General features: G+C 44.6%; 16 protein-coding genes. 10 read left to right on the forward strand and 6 right to left on the reverse strand.

Features of this window, described 5'->3' with window-relative positions:
- Positions 1-133 precede the first annotated feature (133 nt).
- From ftsE to RKD52_RS02510, 7 genes are all read left to right on the forward strand, one after another.
- Positions 134-820 carry a cell division ATP-binding protein FtsE gene (ftsE, locus tag RKD52_RS02480; RefSeq protein ID WP_029284696.1) on the forward strand — a complete coding sequence of 229 codons (687 nt, stop codon included), beginning with the start codon at positions 134-136 and terminating at the stop codon, positions 818-820.
- Entirely contained in the window at positions 813-1,703 is an 891-nt protein-coding gene (ftsX, locus tag RKD52_RS02485; RefSeq protein ID WP_454098531.1) for a permease-like cell division protein FtsX, read from the forward strand. The genes ftsE and ftsX overlap by 8 nt, the downstream gene beginning before the upstream one ends.
- A 90-nt stretch (positions 1,704-1,793) precedes the next feature.
- Positions 1,794-3,149, forward strand: a complete 1,356-nt coding sequence (locus RKD52_RS02490; protein ID WP_454098532.1) for a murein hydrolase activator EnvC family protein — start codon at positions 1,794-1,796, stop codon at positions 3,147-3,149.
- A gap of 154 nt (positions 3,150-3,303) precedes the next feature.
- Positions 3,304-4,773: a S41 family peptidase gene (locus RKD52_RS02495; protein ID WP_454098533.1), complete on the forward strand. Its 1,470-nt coding sequence runs from the start codon at positions 3,304-3,306 to the stop codon at positions 4,771-4,773.
- Between the two features lie 663 nt (positions 4,774-5,436).
- A complete protein-coding gene (locus tag RKD52_RS02500; protein WP_369734459.1) occupies positions 5,437-5,811 on the forward strand; it encodes a swarming motility protein SwrAA in 375 nt (124 codons plus the stop codon).
- 88 nt (positions 5,812-5,899) lie between these two features.
- Positions 5,900-7,078 carry a cell division protein gene (locus RKD52_RS02505; protein WP_454098534.1) on the forward strand — a complete coding sequence of 393 codons (1,179 nt, stop codon included), beginning with the start codon at positions 5,900-5,902 and terminating at the stop codon, positions 7,076-7,078.
- 169 nt (positions 7,079-7,247) lie between these two features.
- Entirely contained in the window at positions 7,248-7,976 is a 729-nt protein-coding gene (locus RKD52_RS02510; protein ID WP_454098535.1) for a MerR family transcriptional regulator, read from the forward strand.
- Between the two features lie 92 nt (positions 7,977-8,068).
- Here RKD52_RS02510 and RKD52_RS02515 read toward each other — a convergent pair whose 3' ends face one another.
- Positions 8,069-8,401 carry a hypothetical protein gene (locus RKD52_RS02515; protein ID WP_454098536.1) on the reverse strand — a complete coding sequence of 111 codons (333 nt, stop codon included), beginning with the start codon at positions 8,399-8,401 and terminating at the stop codon, positions 8,069-8,071.
- 82 nt (positions 8,402-8,483) lie between these two features.
- A complete protein-coding gene (locus tag RKD52_RS02520) occupies positions 8,484-8,642 on the reverse strand; it encodes a hypothetical protein (RefSeq protein ID WP_369734455.1) in 159 nt (52 codons plus the stop codon).
- A gap of 141 nt (positions 8,643-8,783) precedes the next feature.
- Here RKD52_RS02520 and RKD52_RS02525 point away from each other — a divergent pair, with 141 nt between their 5' ends.
- On the forward strand, positions 8,784-9,104 hold the full coding sequence (locus tag RKD52_RS02525; RefSeq protein ID WP_029284679.1) for a ribonuclease E inhibitor RraB: 321 nt from the start codon (positions 8,784-8,786) through the stop codon (positions 9,102-9,104).
- 29 nt (positions 9,105-9,133) lie between these two features.
- Here the strand turns inward: RKD52_RS02525 and cyoE are convergent, their stop codons facing one another.
- The 4 genes from cyoE to RKD52_RS02545 form a co-directional block, all read right to left on the reverse strand.
- Positions 9,134-10,048: a heme o synthase gene (gene cyoE / locus RKD52_RS02530; protein ID WP_282033791.1), complete on the reverse strand. Its 915-nt coding sequence runs from the start codon at positions 10,046-10,048 to the stop codon at positions 9,134-9,136.
- A gap of 373 nt (positions 10,049-10,421) precedes the next feature.
- Positions 10,422-11,399 carry a zinc-binding dehydrogenase gene (locus tag RKD52_RS02535; RefSeq protein ID WP_454098537.1) on the reverse strand — a complete coding sequence of 326 codons (978 nt, stop codon included), beginning with the start codon at positions 11,397-11,399 and terminating at the stop codon, positions 10,422-10,424.
- 152 nt (positions 11,400-11,551) lie between these two features.
- Positions 11,552-12,244, reverse strand: coding sequence for an ABC transporter ATP-binding protein (locus RKD52_RS02540; RefSeq protein WP_454101122.1), 693 nt, complete (start codon positions 12,242-12,244; stop codon positions 11,552-11,554).
- A 15-nt stretch (positions 12,245-12,259) separates the two neighbouring features.
- Complete coding sequence (locus RKD52_RS02545; RefSeq protein WP_454098538.1) at positions 12,260-13,723, reverse strand: ABC transporter permease; 1,464 nt, start codon at positions 13,721-13,723, stop codon at positions 12,260-12,262.
- A gap of 189 nt (positions 13,724-13,912) precedes the next feature.
- Between RKD52_RS02545 and RKD52_RS02550 the strand changes: the two genes are divergently transcribed.
- Together RKD52_RS02550 and RKD52_RS02555 are read left to right on the forward strand one after the other, a co-directional pair.
- Positions 13,913-14,611: a winged helix-turn-helix domain-containing protein gene (locus RKD52_RS02550; RefSeq protein ID WP_454098539.1), complete on the forward strand. Its 699-nt coding sequence runs from the start codon at positions 13,913-13,915 to the stop codon at positions 14,609-14,611.
- Positions 14,608-16,008 (forward strand): HAMP domain-containing sensor histidine kinase, encoded by a 1,401-nt coding sequence (locus RKD52_RS02555; RefSeq protein ID WP_454098540.1) that lies wholly within the window; start codon positions 14,608-14,610, stop codon positions 16,006-16,008. The genes RKD52_RS02550 and RKD52_RS02555 overlap by 4 nt, the downstream gene beginning before the upstream one ends.
- The last annotated feature ends 95 nt before the right edge of the window (positions 16,009-16,103 follow it).

Genomic DNA, 16,103 nt, shown 5'->3' on the forward strand with positions numbered 1-16,103 from the left:
TTTGATGGTATAATGACTTTTGTGGGTAAATCTTATTAATATATGAAAATTATGGTTACATACTTAAATTTAGCTTAAATCAGGCCATTCCACCATGTTATCTACAAAATAAACAGCTTTGGGTGATAAAAATATGATCGAAATGACAGACGTTTATAAAACGTATTCTAACGGCGTTCTCGCCATTAATGGAATAAATGTAAAAATAGATCAGGGCGAATTTGTTTATGTTGTTGGTCCGAGCGGTGCAGGCAAATCGACATTTATAAAAATGATGTACCGTGAGGAAAAGCCGACAGACGGCAAAATCCTGATCAACGGAGTCAATCTTGCAAAACTAAGAGAAAAAAAAGTTCCTCAATTAAGAAGAAGCATCGGCGTTGTTTTCCAGGACTTCAAGCTTTTGCCGAAGCTTACAGTCTATGAAAATATTGCATTTGCTCTTGAGGTAATCGGCGAGCAGCCGAGAGTCATCAAAAAGAAAGTGCTTGATGTACTTGATCTTGTTCAGCTTAAGCATAAAGCCAGGTCTTTTCCAAACGAACTTTCAGGCGGAGAACAGCAGCGCGTATCGATTGCAAGATCGATTATCAACAATCCAGGTGTAGTCATTGCTGATGAGCCGACAGGAAACCTTGATCCTGATACATCGTGGGAGATTATGAACATTTTTGAGGAAATCAACAACAGAGGAACTACTGTTGTGATGGCCACTCACAACCGGGAAATTGTTAACACCATGAAAAAACGAGTCATCGCGATCGAAGGCGGAAAGATTGTGCGTGACGAGGCTAGAGGGGAGTATGGGATTTATGATTAGAACCCTTGGGCGTCACTTCAGAGAAACTATGAAAAGCTTAACCCGCAACGCCTGGATGACCTTTGCGTCGGTCAGTGCCGTTACGGTCACTTTAATCCTTGTAGGAACGTTCTTGGTCATTATGATGAACTTAAACAACTTTGCTACAAAGGTTGAAGAGGATGTAGAGATCAGGGTGCTGGTTGATGTGACAAGCACACCTGAACAGCAGAAAGAGCTCAGAAACAGGGTGGATAATCTGAGCGGGATTGCATCCGTAGAACTTTCACCGAAAGAAAAAGAACTGGATAACCTGATCAGCAGCATGGGCGAACAAGGTAAATCGTATCAGCTGTTTGAACAGAACAATCCGCTGAATGACGTCATTGTCGTTAAAACAGAGAATCCGCGAGACACTCCTCAAATCGCAAAGGAAATTGAGAGCTTTGACGGAGCATACAGGGTTCTTTACGGAAAAGAAGAAGTTAAAAGACTTTTTGATTTCGTTGAAATTTCAAGAAACATCGGTATTGCGCTGATTATCGGACTTGTCTTTACGGCGATGTTCCTTATCTCGAATACTATTAAAATCACAATCTTTGCCAGAAGGCATGAGATTGAAATTATGAAACTCGTAGGCGCAACCAACTGGTTTATCCGCTGGCCGTTCTTCTTAGAAGGCCTGATGCTTGGAGTAATGGGAGCCATCATCCCTGTTATCCTTGTACTGTCCACTTACAACTATTTATATACATGGGTCGAACCAAAGGTCGCAGGTTCATTTGTTCAATTCCTGCCGTTCAGTCCGTTTGCCTTCCAGGTGTCAGCTATTCTGATCCTGATCGGTGCACTGATCGGTGTATGGGGAAGCTTAATGTCTGTCCGCAAGTTCTTGAGAGTATAAACAAGCAGTCTTTAAGGATTGCTTGTTTTCTCTGGATGACGTGAAATTCAGAGAATGATAGAGAGATAAGATAAAGGGAGGAACTAGAGAGTGAGAAAGAAATTACTGGCACTTGGGCTGGCGGCTTTGGTTGGGACAAGCTCCGTTATTATACCTGTTACCCAAGAAAAAGCTTACGCAAACGCAGAATTAGAAAAGAAGAAATCAGAACTCCAAACTGAGCGTTCTGGAGTAGATTCAAATATAAAAGAAAAACAGGGCGAGCTTTCTGAGCTTAAAAGCAAAGAAGAAAAGCTGAACGCAGACATTGAAAAGCTTGATAAGCAAACAGCGGAGACGAACGAAAAAATCCGTGAGCGCCAGGCTGAAATTGAAGAAGCAAAGAAAAAGATTCAGGAACTGAAGGTTCAAATTCAGGAAGTGAAAAAACGCATTGCAGAACGCAATGAGCTATTGGAAAACCGTGTCCGTTCCCTGCAGGAAACAGGCGGAGTAGTGAGCTATTTGGATGTGCTGCTCGGTGCTCAGGATTTCGGTGATCTTGTTACACGCGTAAGTGCAGTAACACAAATCGTCGATGCTGATAAAGAAATCATTAAAGCACATGAAGAGGATAAAAAACTCCTTGAGCAAAGTGAAGCAGAACTAAGCAGCGAACTGCAGAATCTGGAAACGGCTTTAATTGAGCTTGAATCATTAAAACAGCAGCTTAAGAAACAAGCGGCTGAAAAGAATAAATTAATGGAACAAGTGAAAGAACAACACAAATCAACTGAAGCAGCTATCTACGAGCTTGAAGACGAAGCAGCGTTCCTGAAAGAGCAGGAAGCAGCAATCGCTAAAGAAATTGAACGCCAAAAACAAGAAGCTGAGCGTAAACGCCGTGAAGCAGCAGCAGCGGCAGCAGCAGAAAGAGCGAAGCAGGAAGCAGCTGCTCAAGCAGCAGCGGCAAAAGCATCTTCACCTAAGAAGTCATCATCATCAGGCAGCTCTGCCGGAGGTTCGTCGCAAGCTCCAGCTCCAGCACCTGCTGAGCCGGCACCGGCACCAGCTGTCACAGGCGGTAAGTTCATGTGGCCTGCACAAGGTACATTTACATCCGGATACGGCCAAAGATGGGGCAAACTGCATGCAGGTATCGACATTGCCAACCGATCTGCAAACGTCCCTGTAGTTGCATCGGCAGCCGGAACGGTTATCCGTTCATACTACTCGGAAAGCTATGGAAACGCAGTATTTATTACGCATAACATCGATGGCAAAGTATACACAACTGTTTATGCTCACTTAGAATCACGCCACGTGAGTGCAGGACAGTCTGTAAGCAAAGGGCAGCAGCTAGGGTATTTGGGCAACACTGGACGTTCAACAGGTCCGCATCTTCACTTTGAAATTCATGAAGGCGCATGGAAAAACCCAGTTAACCCAATGAAGTACCTTCAATAAGAATGAAAACTCCTAAAACACAGCGTTTTAGGAGTTTTTTTGACTTTTTTTCTTAGAGATTGCCTTGTCCTACATGATTGATCCATAATTTACATATACTAGCTGTACTGGTATCTACATAACCAACCGTCAAGCCTATCGAAGGAGGAACAAGATGAAGCAGAAAATGACAGCCATACTGATGGCTCTTTCCATGGTCCTGGGTGCAGGGGGCATGTACACCGGCATCCAGTTTTACGAGCATGACAAGCAGCAGGATGCAGCAGCAAAAGAGCTTTCCGTTCCTGCCGTTACAGATGTTTTAAAGGAAGAGCGCGCACAGGAAACAGAAGGACTTGAGAAGGTAAAACAGGCATATGAGCTGATTTCGAGCAAGTATGTTGAGGAAGTAGATGAGGAACAGCTGCTCGAAGGTGCCATTCAGGGAATGCTTTCTACGCTGAATGACCCTTATTCGGTTTATATGGATAAACAAACGGCCAAGCAATTTTCGGACAGCCTTGATTCTTCATTTGAAGGAATCGGCGCTGAAGTTGGAATGGATGGCGGGAAAATCATCATTGTTTCCCCGTTTAAGAATTCACCGGCTGAAAAGGCGGGTCTCCAGCCGAATGATGAGATTGTTTCAATTGACGGTGAATCAACAGTCGGCAGTGATTTAAACGATACGGTGTTAAAGATCCGCGGGAAAAAAGGGACTACGGTTAAAATTGAGGTCATGCGAGCAGGCTCAAAGGAAAAACTGAGCTTTGATGTCACGCGTGATGAAATTCCGATTGAGACAGTGTTCAGCTCTATCAAACAGCAGGGCAAGAAGAAAATCGGTTATCTTGAAATCACCTCTTTTTCAGAAGAGACAGCAGAGGACTTTACGGAAGAACTGGCCAAGCTTGAAGATCAGAACATAAAGGGCCTTGTTCTCGACGTGCGCGGCAATCCGGGAGGGTACCTCCAAAGTGTTGAAGAGATATTAAAGCAATTTGTCACGAAGGACCAGCCGTACATTCAAATTGAAGAGCGGAACGGAGAAAAGAAACGTTATTTCTCTAATCTGCGCGAGAAAAAAGATTATCCTGTTGCCGTGCTGATTGATAAAGGAAGTGCTTCTGCATCGGAAATTCTGGCTGGAGCCCTTAAAGAAGCGGGCAACTATGACATTATCGGCGAAACCTCGTTCGGGAAGGGAACCGTCCAGCAGGCAGTACCGATGGGAGACGGCAGCAACATTAAATTGACCCTTTACAAATGGCTTACTCCGGAAGGAAACTGGATTCATAAAAAAGGAGTTGCGCCGACAGTCAAAGTTGCTCAGCCGAAGCATCTGACATCTCCGCCAATTCAGCTTGAAAAGCCGCTTGCCCTTGATATGAATGACGAACAAATCAAGGTAGCACAAGTACTGCTGAAAGGGCTAGGGTATGACACTGGAAGAGAAGACGGCTATTACGGCAAGAAAATGGCCGATGCTGTAAAGTCGTTCCAGAAAAAACACAACCTTAAACAGTCAGGAACCATTGATATCGCAACAGCAAATGAGATCAATGAGCAAATCTCCAAACAGCGTACAGACGGGAAACACGATAACCAGCTCAACAAAGCACTTGAAGTTATGTCGGAAAAATAGGTTGTTTCTATAGCAATGCAGTTTGTATGGATACTTAAGACTAAGTGTATTGCAGCGGAAGGCGGTTGACTCCTTGTCCAGCTGCAGCGCCCAACTCCTCTGTCAGAACAAAATCCCCCAAAAAGTCAAACCCGGACTTTTTGGGGGATTTCTTATCTGACTGCCGGAGCAAAACGGGCGCTTCCGCTTTTCTGGGGGATAAAGAGGGCACTGGAGACCCCGCAAGCGCAGCGAGGAGGCTCCAGGCGCTCCCCGCGGAAAGCAAGTGCCTGGAGCGGAAAGAAACGTATACTACAACTGAATAAGATTAAGTGAAGAAGAGCCAGCTGCAAAATTGCAGCTGGCTTCTTTATGGATAAAAATAACATAATATCTACATTTAGGACGATTTACTAACTTTCTAATGAAAAAACGACGGAAAAAAGCGGGAATTTCCGTATTTTTATAATTAGTACAGACTTTTCGGGCACATAAAAATGAATCTTTAGCTAGTTGAATAGTTCGATATTTCGTTTTACGATGGAAGTACTGTTCTACAACACACTAAATACGAACGGCTCTTTTCGTGCCCCTTTGTTGCATGATAATCAAAAACGTTTTGGTTATAAAGGAAAAGAGCACTTATGCTTCCTAAATCACGTAAACAAAGAGCGAAAACAGCCTATGGAAAGATGGGGAGATCAATTGAAAAAAAGGGCAAGTGTGATGAGAGAACAAACGTATAGGCAGTTAACAGAGGAATTTAAGATGAGACTGCAAACGGCGAACTCCTCTCATGCAAAGGTCAGCAAATGGGTACAGCTGTTCTGCATGTACCTTGCTAATTACACCGACGTCAAGCATCTTCAGGAAGTGAACAAGTCTTGCGTCGAAGACTACTTTAACTATTTGACGGAAAACTACAGGCGTCTTTCGTTAAACCTCACGGATATAAAACGTTCAATGCAGCTGATTGAAGAAGTGCTGGAAATAAAAGTGGACGACTCCCTCCTTGATTTTTCCCTTTCGAATCTGCATTTGTGGAGCAAATTAAAGTAAACTTTGCTCTCGCAGGATACTCAATGCCATTTTTATCTGATAAAATAGCAGTAGAGTCAGACGAAAGGATATAAGGTGGTGACAGGATTTGCTTGAGAACTGGCTGCTTGAGTTTCTATTTGCAATGGGAAGGTTTTTTATTCATCCTCTCGTTTATTTTTTCCTTATTTACAGTCTTGTGCTTGGATACATCCGCGTAAAGCGTGAGCGAAGATCCTTTCACACAAGAATTCAAGATCTTTACGAAGAAGTTCGGTTTACATATTCAAAAGGGCTGCTTACAGGTTTGGTCCTTTCAGCGGCAGCGCTGGCGTTTGGCTTTGGTATGCCGTCCGGTGCTGTCATCGTACTTGGAGCAGTAACTTTACTCTTGGCATTAACGATGCAGCTCAGATTTCTTTCTCCTGCCTATACGCTTGGACTTACGATGTTCGCAGTGCTCATTTTAATGAACACTGGGATATTATCAGGAAGCCTGGAGCTTGAGGGGACAAGCTTTGCGGTTCTTGCGCTGCTTATGGGATTTTTCCTCATCGCTGAGGGATCTCTGGCATTTAAGACAGGGCACGTGAAGACATCTCCGTTTCTGCTGAAGAGCAGCAGGGGTCTTCCGATCGGCAATCATGTTGCCAACCGTACATGGCTTGTACCGCTGCTTCTGCTTGTTCCTGGCGGTACACTGACAGAAAGCCTGTCATGGTGGCCTGTTGTCACAATCGGAAATGAGCCGTTCATGCTTTTGTTTATTCCTTATATCATCGGATTTCATCAGCGTGTCCAAGGCTCTCTTCCAAAAGAAAGCATTATGGTCACATCAAAACGCATCATTTGGCTTGGCATAGGGATTACTGCCATCGCTGCAGTGAGTATTTGGATTACTCCGCTTGCGTTTGCAGCTGCGATCCTTGCGATTGCCGGCAGAGAGTTCCTGACTGTCCGCCAGCGCATGAACGACAACTCAGCGGCTTTCTATTTCTCAAAGCGCGACCAGGGACTGATGGTGCTTGGCATTCTGCCCAATTCACCCGCGGTCAAGCTCCAGCTTGAGGTCGGCGAGATTATTATGAAAACGAACGGCACGCCTGTTAAAACAGTCGATGAGTTTTATCAGGCCCTGCAGATCAACGGGGCATTCTGCAAGATGGAAGTCATCGGCCACAACGGAGAAATCCGCTTTGTTCAGGGTGCCATCTATAAAGGCGAACACCACGAACTTGGCATCCTGTTTGTTCAGGACGATAAGAAGTGGGGAATAGAAGCGGTTTAAGACTTTAGCGAAATGCTAAAGTCTTTTTTTGCTTTTTAGCCTTAAAACTCCAGTGGATTGCAGCGGAAAGGAACGGTACCCCTGCAAAAAAGTGTTTTTTATTGAAAAAGACTATTGACCCTCACGCAGCGTCATACTTTAAAGTAACAAGTGAAGGGAGGCTCACAGCATGAAAGTAAAAGAAGTGGCCGATTTAACCGGAATCAGCGTGCGCACGCTGCATCATTACGATGAGATCGGACTCTTAGTGCCTGGCGAGGTGACAGAGTCCGGGTACCGGATCTATTCCAGTGAAAATCTTGAAACGCTGCAGCAGATCCTGTTTTTTAAAGAGCTCGGTTTCCCTTTGAAGAAAATCCATGAGATTATCAGCAGTCCGACATTTGACAGAAATGAAGCACTGGAGCTTCACCGAAGAATGCTGCTCGAGAAGCGGAAGCGGCTGGATCAGATGATTGAGACGGTTGAAAAAACGATACAGTATACGAAAGGAGAAATTGAGATGTCACAAAAAGAAAAATTTGAAGGCTTTGACTTCAGCCATAATCCGTATGAGGAGGAGGCACGCAAGCTTTACGGGGATAAAGCGGTTGATGAGGCGAATCAAAAAGCAGCAGGGATGACTCAAGATATGCAGGAAAGATTTAACGACCTCTACAGAAGCCTTGCAGATGTGCGCCACATGGATCCGAGTTCAAAGGAGGCACAGGAAGCAATCGGCGAATGGTATATCCTTCTCAATGAATTTGGAAGCTATTCGCTTGATGCCTTCAAAGGGCTTGGCCAGCTGTATATTGACGATGAGCGGTTTACTAAGAACATCGACAAGTTCGGTGAAGGTCTTGCCGTTTTCATGCGGGATGCCATGGCAGTTTACGCAGATTCTCATAAAAAGTAATAAGGAGCGGCGGTTTTTGAAGGAATCGCCGTTTTATTTACGGATTTAAAATACGATAAACGAAAAAGAGAACTCGTTATGAGTTCCCGAACCTACCATTCTGGTTCTTTTTTTATTTCAATCGTGTAACCGCTGATGTCATTTTCATTTAGAACCTGGTTGATGCCATCAGTTGCATTTTGCTTAAGTCTGCTGAAACTGACACCTTCCGGCGGTCTTATCATGAAAGAGATGATCTTCTTTTCTTCAGTAATACCTTCCGCCACGATGTGTCCAGCTACATTGTTGTATTCACTTTTGCTTAACTCATAAGCGATTTTTTCTCCAATGGCTTTTTCTCTTTCATTTTCTTCATAAATGGAATGATCTTGTGAACATGCTCCAAGAAGTAATAACATTAATGCACCAAAAATGGTTCTTTTCATTTTCAGGCCTCCAATTATTACATATATATCCAATTCTAGCATATTTACTTATGAAGGACTAGTGGTGAATTTAATATTGCCCTTAAATACAGATCTTAAATAGCCCGAAGTCCGCGCATACTTTTTTCCGCTGAACCTTAGAATAGGAATGAAAGGCATCGTCAGTTCTCATCTTTTTAAGCTGTGCTTCCTTTTCGAGCTTGTGAAGTTCTTCCATGACATAAAAATCGTGGTTATTCATTTTTTACCGCCTCCTTAAGTTACTTTCATTATATGGGAGCCGGCGTGAAAAACAGATTCGGCATCGGACTGAACTTTTCTCGGTCTTTAGGAGGGGAATGCTTTATAATGGATAAAGACTTGAGTAGCAGGAGGAATAAGAATGAAGTTTCCAAAAGATGAGGACGGCAAGATCCTGAGCATGCTTTACAGGGAAGGGCTGAATTTTAAAAAGCCTCACAATGTTGATTTTTATGTAGCTGTGCCAGATGAGAAGAACGGGGAAGCGATGATCAAGGCGCTTGCTGATAATGGTTATAAGTTCATGATGGAATATGATGATGATGTGGAAGAGTGGACATGCTTCGGTTCCATTAAAATGCATTTGAAGCACAACGAAATTACGGCCGTGCAGAAAAAGCTCGATGCGATTGTAAAGCCGCTTGGGGGATACGCGGACGGCTGGGGTGTTATGACGGAATAGAAAAAGCCAGCCTGAGCGGCTGGCTTTTCTTATAGGAAAGAAACAATAATAAGCATAGTGAAAATAATCGTCAGATGATTCAGCGAGAAGATGAACATCATCGTCGCCCATTTGTAGTCGTCCATTTTCTTATAGCCTGCAAGGCCTGCGATCATCCATGCAAGAGTCAGGGCGAACATTGAGAACGCAACGACTTTGCTGAAGGACAGGAACAGGAATGACGCTGCAAGCAGGGCGATTAAATAAACGATTGTTTGAACTTTGGCGCGCGGTGTTCCTTTCACGACGGGAAGCATTGGAACGCCTGCGTTTTTGTAGTCATCAAAGCGTCTGATGGCAATCGCGTAAAAATGCGGAGGCTGCCATAAAAACATAAGAACGAACAGGCCGAAAGCTGCTGGATGAAACAGGTCAGGCGAGATGGCTGCCCAGCCGATCAGCGGAGCAATGGCACCTGATAAGCTTCCCACTTCCGTGTTGTAGATCGTTTTGCGTTTCGTCCACATTGTGTAGGGTACTAAATAAAGAAAGAGACCAAGTACACCGATAAAGGCTGTCAGCGGCGAAATAAGATACAGGAATACTGCCCCGCTGATGGATAGGGCAATTCCGAGCCAGAGCGCAAACTTAGGATGAATGGACCCTGTAACGGTCGGTCTTTCCATCGTGCGCTGCATAAGAGAGTCAATGTCTCTGTCATAGTAGTTATTGATTGCGCCTGCTCCGCCTACAACGGCTGCTGTTCCAAGCAGGGCAAGAATCACCACTAAAATGTTGTCTACAAAATTTGCGTTATATACGGACAGTGCCACAGAAAGACCTGCGAACATGCCGAGAAGGTTTGATTTTACGATGCCGTCTTTGACGATGGCTTTAAGATTGCTCCAGGAAAAGATGCTTTTTATAGAAAGAGAATCTTCTACGATAACTTCTGAACTTTTCATCACAATTCTCCTTTTCAAGTGTTAAAAACTATAAATACAAGCGCGCAGCAATAGTCTGCCTGCAGAATCTGACCAGACACATGCGCTTTTTATGATGCAAAAACTCTTACCTAACTTAACTAATTATCTACTATCTTAACAGGTATTTGAACTGGAAAGTAATAGACGGATAGATTTGACAAAAAGATGTCGCATCTTTGTGAACATTTTCTATACGTTATTGAACTTTTCTGATAATAACCCTGCAAAAAGGCACTCTCTCCATTATGGTGTCTGATGCAATCCCGGGTCAATCCTCAAAACCTGAAATGAGCATATTGCCTGTCCGGAGCAAAAAGAAAGACCGGGCTCAAAAACCCGGTCTTTCCGATTATCAAATTTTCGCAACAATTTTCCCTTTAACATGGCGCTCAGATAACTGAACAAGTGCATGCGGCACTTCTTCAAGCGGGATAACCTGCTCAAGCAGGGAGTACAGCTGTCTTTCGGCAAGCAGAAGCAGCATGTCATCGCCCATTGCCGCCAGATCTTTTTGCTGCTCAAGGTTGTCGGACTGGTGAACAGCGCCAAGAGCGATTTCATGATACGAAATAGCTTTGGTAAATGGTTTAACTTTTGTAAAATCAGGTGCGCCTGCGATGTAGGCAATCCGGCCGTTGAAGGCGAGGCAGTCAAGGGACTCCGTTGCGTTCACTCGGCTTACTGTATCAAGGACAGCATCGACCCCGTTTCCGCCGGTCAGATTCATAATTTCAGCTGTAACGTCTGTTTTGTTGTAGTCAATCGCATAGTCAGCTCCAAGAGATTTCACGAACTCATGATTGGAGGCAGATGCCGTTGTATAGACAGTCAGACCTGAACGTTTCGCCATCTGGACGGCAAATCCTCCTACCCCTCCTGCTCCTCCATGGATCAGAATGGATTCGCCTTCTGTGATGCGGAGTTTTCTGTAAAGAGCCTGATAGGCTGTGTAGCCTGCAGTCGGAAGAGCTGCTGCATCTTCAAACGAGACGGATTCCGGAATGATGGATACTGTGTGGGCAGTTGTCACAGCATATTCTGCAAATCCGCCCTTTTTCGTCAGGTTGCCGTGGTAAACGACGCGGTCTCCGATTTTTAGATGCTCAACGCCTTCGCCAGTTTCCTCCACGATGCCGGCTGCATCAAGGCCGAGAATATGAGGATAGCTCCAAAGCGGATTGCCGCCTGCTGCTGTTTTATAATCAACCGGATTCAGTCCGACTGCTTTCACTTTAATGAGAATTTCGCCTCTGCCGGGCGACGGCTTTTCACTTTCACCGACCTGCATGTCTTTCCATTCGCCTTTTCCTTGAAGCAATAATGCTTTCATATGTAGAACACTCCTCTGAGTTTTGTAGACAAGAACTTTGACCATTATAGGAGAAGGAGTGAACTCTTTTCAAATGAAGTGCCTGTATTTTTTAAGTCAGGGCTGCAGGCGGGACCTTAAACTTGTTACAGCCGTCCATTTGTAGATGGCCATTAACGACTCATTAAAGTTCCGTTTTCCTTCACAGTAAAGCTCCCTTTAGAAAGCTTTACCGTAACATCGGAGATCTCGGCAATGCTCGGGTCATGTGTAACAACGATGATGCATTTATTTTCATCATGGGCAAGGGACTGGAACAGGCGGACAATGTCTTTAGCGGTGTCTTCATCCAGATTGCCTGTCGGCTCATCCGCAATGATCAAATCAGATTCGCAGGAAAGGGCTCTGGCAATGGAAACTCGCTGCTGCTGGCCGCCGCTGAGTGTGAGAACTTTTTGGCGGGCCTGCTTTTCGGAGATGCCGACCTTCGTGAGCATCTCTAATGCAAAAGCTTTTTTGTCTTTTTGTTTAGACCCTGTAATTTCCATGGCTGTTGTCACATTTTGCAGAGCCGTCATATAAGGAAGCAGATTATAGGATTGAAAAACAATGGATACATGTTTATTCCGGAAGTTGGCAAGTCCAATTTTCTTTAACGCTTTTCCTTCATACAGCACGGATCCTTCCTTTGGGAGATCAAGAGCACTGGCCAGTGCAAGGAAGGTCGTTTTACCTGAACCTGAAGGGCCGACAATTGTGTAAAAGCTTCCTTTATTAAAGGCGATTGAAATATTGTTTAGAATGACATGCTTTTTATTTTCATGGTGATACCAGTAGCTGACGTTTTCAAATTGCAGCAGGTTTATCAAAGTATGTTCCTCCTAATCTTGTTTTGTTAAGATTGTTTTTGGGTGAAGTCTCAAGACGGACAGTGCTGGTATCATGGCGGATATGACTGCAATCAGAAGTCCTATTCCAAACAGTAAGCCAAGATCCCTGCCTGTGACTTCGATTTCCATTTCCTCAATCGGTTCAGCATCTGCTGCAGCATTAGGACTGCCGAGTGGTCCCCCCATAGCCATTCCGCCTCTTCCGCCGGCAAATGAAGCAGGATTTGATGCTGTTTCTTCAGCTTGTGAAAGCTCCTGCGACAGCAGCTGATCTCCGAATTGCTTCGCCACAGCCTGGCCTGAAACGGAGGAAACGCCAATGGCAATAATGGCAACAATCAGGATCTCAAACAAAAACTGGCCGACAAGCTTCCATCTCTTTTCGCCGATTGCAAGCAGAACGCCCATTTCATATTTCCGTTCACGTATCGACATCATAATAATAAGCGCCAATATGGCCGCACCTGCAATCGTCACTAAATAGACGATATTTTTTGAGAATGAGGCCACATTATTGATTGGCCCGATCATCTGCTGGTACGTCTGGTCATTGGCATCCAGTTTAAACGTGTCAAAGTCAATGTTGCTGTTTTCGTTGGCTTCAGAAATAAAAGAATCTATTTGCTCAGGATCATTCATGTAATAGATAGCTTGGTCAATCGTCCCTTCATAATCGGAGCCTTTAAGCTCGGCAGCTTTCGTATAAGGCACATAGAGCTGATTATAAGGATTCATGGCGGATATATTTCTCCCGCCAAGGTCAGTGCTTGCGGCAGTTGTTTCGTAAATACCGACAATCTCCAGTTCCAATCCTGTTTCTTCTTCGCTCGCTGCTCCTTTAACCGCCAGTGTATCCCCGACAGCAAGCTCGTTCTCCTCAGCAAGCGTTTTTTCAATGACGGCCACATTTTTATCTATATCCGCATTTGTGAGATGACGGCCTTCAGTCAGAACAGATTCGCTGTTTAAAAAGGCCTGAACAGAGTCAGTAAACATCACACCCTGCAGGGTAACATCCGCTGAAATCATGCCGCCTCCGCCCATTCCGCCGGGACCCTGACTTTTTTCTGCTGTGTCAGGGGATTCATTTTCAATCGGTTCAAAGCTGCTTGCTGCAGCGAATGTTGACGAAAGGAGGTTATATCCTTTTACTTGAGAATAGGATCCAAGCTCCTCAGCTGCTTCTTCAGGGATCGGCACAGGCTGAAACCGGACCCGCCCCTCTTGCGCCGTATTTTCGCTCCGCTGCTGTTCCATGATTTTTTCCATGTCGACAGTCAAGGACACTTCACCGCCGAGCGATTCTCTTGCAAGCACGCTTGATTTTTCAGCAGCCGACTGAATGGACAGGCCCGATAAAACAAACACGCAAATAACAGTAAAAATAAAAACCTGCAGCAGGCTTTTTCCAGCCCGTGCTTTCACACTTAAAAAACCGCGTTTAATAAAATTCATATGTTTTCTCCTTTGCCAATAATTGGGCCGTAAGTTCCGGCTTTTACAGATTAATGAGGAAACATGAACAATCTGTGTCCAAACTGTTTCCTAAGTTTTAAAAAACAGGGAACAATTTAGAAAATAGTTGCGAAACGATGAAATTCACTTTACTTTGAATAGAAAGTGATCGATTTGGAAGGTGAAACGATGAAGGTTCTAGTAATAGAAGATAATCAGAGCGTCAGCGAGATGCTTGAGATGTTTTTTTCAAAAGAAGGCATTAAGGGTGCTTTTATAAAAGATGGCCTTGAAGGCTACAAAGCGTATAAGCAGGAAGACTGGGACGTGCTGATCATCGACTGGATGCTGCCGGGGATGGACGGGGTTTCTCTCTGCAGGAAGATCAGGGAGGAAGGGGGAACAGTTCCAATTATTATGCTGACGGCGAAAGACAGTGAATCAGATCAGGTTCTCGGGCTTGAAATGGGGGCAGACGATTATGTAACGAAGCCGTTCAGTCCGCTTGCACTGATGGCACGGATTAAAGCTGTATCAAGGAGACACGCAGCCGCGAGGACGCCTAAAGAAGAAACAGATTGCTTAGAAACAGCTTACTTTAACATTAATAAGCAGACACGAGAGGTTCTTCTTGATAACGGAAAAATTGAAAACCTTACCCCAAAAGAATTTGAACTTCTCTGCTATTTTGCAGAGCATCCGCGCCAGGTTTTCACGCGCGAGCAGCTGCTTGAACGGGTATGGGGCTACCAGTTCTACGGAGATGAACGGACTGTTGATGTCCATATTAAGCGGCTCCGCGCAAAGCTCGGCACGAAAGCGCGTCCTTTTTTCCATACGGTCTGGGGAGTCGGCTATAAGTTTGATGAAACGGTCGGGTCCGAATGAGAATTAAATATCTTTACCAGCTGTTCCTAAGCCACATCAGCATTCTGATCATCGCATTTATGATATTAAGCCTGGTTGTTGCACAATATGCGGAGTCCTTTGTTTATGAAAATAAGGTGGAGGAGCTTGAGCAGTTCGGGAACAGAATTCTTGCAGACGTAAAAAACAACAGGGGCGAGAGGGCGCTTAGAGAATATGAACATGTATTGAGTGCACGGGGCATCCGGTTCAGCCTTTTCGATGATAAAGGAATGATTTTTTATCCATACTCCGGAAATGCGCCAAGATTTCAGCCGACAGACGAGGAATGGGAAAATCTGAAATCCGGTGAACGGATTGTCGTCAAACATGAAATCAAACGGTTTGACCAGGAGGTATCGCTCGTTGCCCTGCCGTACATAGAGAAGGGCTCGCTCTCGGGAGGGATTCTGCTTGTGTCTCCAATTAAAGGATCCCGCGCGACGATCAGTGAAATCAACAGGTACCTGCTCTACACAATCCTAATTTCGCTCTCTGTTTCCCTGCTGCTCAGCTGGATTCTATCAAGTCTCCACGTAAAGAGAATTCAGCGGATTCGAAACGCATCGTCTATGATCGCAGAGGGGAAATATGACATCTCCGTGCCAACTTCTACAATCGACGAGATTGGCGAACTGGCCAATGATTTTAACATTATGGCCGGCCAGCTGAAAAAATCAAATGAAGAAATCGAGAGTTTAGAGAACCGCCGGAGAAAATTTATGGCGGATGTCTCACATGAACTGAGGACGCCGCTCACGACAATCAGCGGTGTGATTGAAGGTTTGAAAAACAACATGATTCAGGAAGAGGAAAAAGAGCGGGGACTGCAGCTTGTGAGTCAGGAGACGAAACGGCTGATAAGGCTCGTCAATGAAAATCTGGATTATGAAAAAATCCGCTCAAACCAGGTGAAGCTTTTTAAAGAAAAGATTAAGCTGATTGAGGTTTTTGAAATCATAAAAGAACATTTGGAGCTGCAGGCAGAAGATAAAAACGTCCGGCTGGATATTGCTGCAGATGAAGATACAGAGATCTATGCCGATTATGACCGGCTCATTCAGATTCTGATCAACATTACGAAAAACAGTATTCAATTTACAGAGAGCGGGACCGTTTGCCTTCGAGGGAAAAAGGGGTATAAGGAAACCATTATTGTGATTGAGGACACAGGAATTGGCATGGATCCTGAGGAAGTGGAATCCATCTGGCAGCGGTTCTACAAAGCGGATATGTCACGCACAGGCCATCAATTTGGTGAGTTCGGCCTTGGCCTCTCCATTGTAAAGCAGCTTGTCCTCATGCATAACGGAGAAATTGAGATCAGCAGCGAAAAGAACCAGGGAACGACTTTCATCCTCAAATTTCCAGAGAAGTAGAGAGCGCTGTTCATACTTTGTTCATACTTCTCTGGTAAACTGATCACAAATATGGCTGAAATAAAGGAAAGGGGAAGAGATTTATGAAAAAGAAA

The sequence above is a fragment of the Metabacillus sp. SLBN-84 genome, from assembly GCF_053629595.1.

Excerpts from the sequence above, each read along its gene's own strand:
- RKD52_RS02555 (WP_454098540.1), top strand. The coding sequence starts at position 14,608 with ATGAGAATTAAATATCTTTACCAGCTGTTCCTAAGCCACATCAGCATT.
- RKD52_RS02535 (WP_454098537.1), bottom strand. The coding sequence starts at position 11,399 with ATGAAAGCATTATTGCTTCAAGGAAAAGGCGAATGGAAAGACATGCAG.
- ftsX (WP_454098531.1), top strand. The coding sequence starts at position 813 with ATGATTAGAACCCTTGGGCGTCACTTCAGAGAAACTATGAAAAGCTTA.
- ftsE (WP_029284696.1), top strand. The coding sequence starts at position 134 with ATGATCGAAATGACAGACGTTTATAAAACGTATTCTAACGGCGTTCTC.
- RKD52_RS02510 (WP_454098535.1), top strand. The coding sequence starts at position 7,248 with ATGAAAGTAAAAGAAGTGGCCGATTTAACCGGAATCAGCGTGCGCACG.
- RKD52_RS02500 (WP_369734459.1), top strand. The coding sequence starts at position 5,437 with ATGGAAAGATGGGGAGATCAATTGAAAAAAAGGGCAAGTGTGATGAGA.
- RKD52_RS02515 (WP_454098536.1), bottom strand. The coding sequence starts at position 8,401 with ATGAAAAGAACCATTTTTGGTGCATTAATGTTATTACTTCTTGGAGCA.
- cyoE (WP_282033791.1), bottom strand. The coding sequence starts at position 10,048 with ATGAAAAGTTCAGAAGTTATCGTAGAAGATTCTCTTTCTATAAAAAGC.
- RKD52_RS02495 (WP_454098533.1), top strand. The coding sequence starts at position 3,304 with ATGAAGCAGAAAATGACAGCCATACTGATGGCTCTTTCCATGGTCCTG.
- RKD52_RS02525 (WP_029284679.1), top strand. The coding sequence starts at position 8,784 with ATGAAGTTTCCAAAAGATGAGGACGGCAAGATCCTGAGCATGCTTTAC.
- RKD52_RS02545 (WP_454098538.1), bottom strand. The coding sequence starts at position 13,723 with ATGAATTTTATTAAACGCGGTTTTTTAAGTGTGAAAGCACGGGCTGGA.
- RKD52_RS02520 (WP_369734455.1), bottom strand. The coding sequence starts at position 8,642 with ATGAATAACCACGATTTTTATGTCATGGAAGAACTTCACAAGCTCGAA.
- RKD52_RS02550 (WP_454098539.1), top strand. The coding sequence starts at position 13,913 with ATGAAGGTTCTAGTAATAGAAGATAATCAGAGCGTCAGCGAGATGCTT.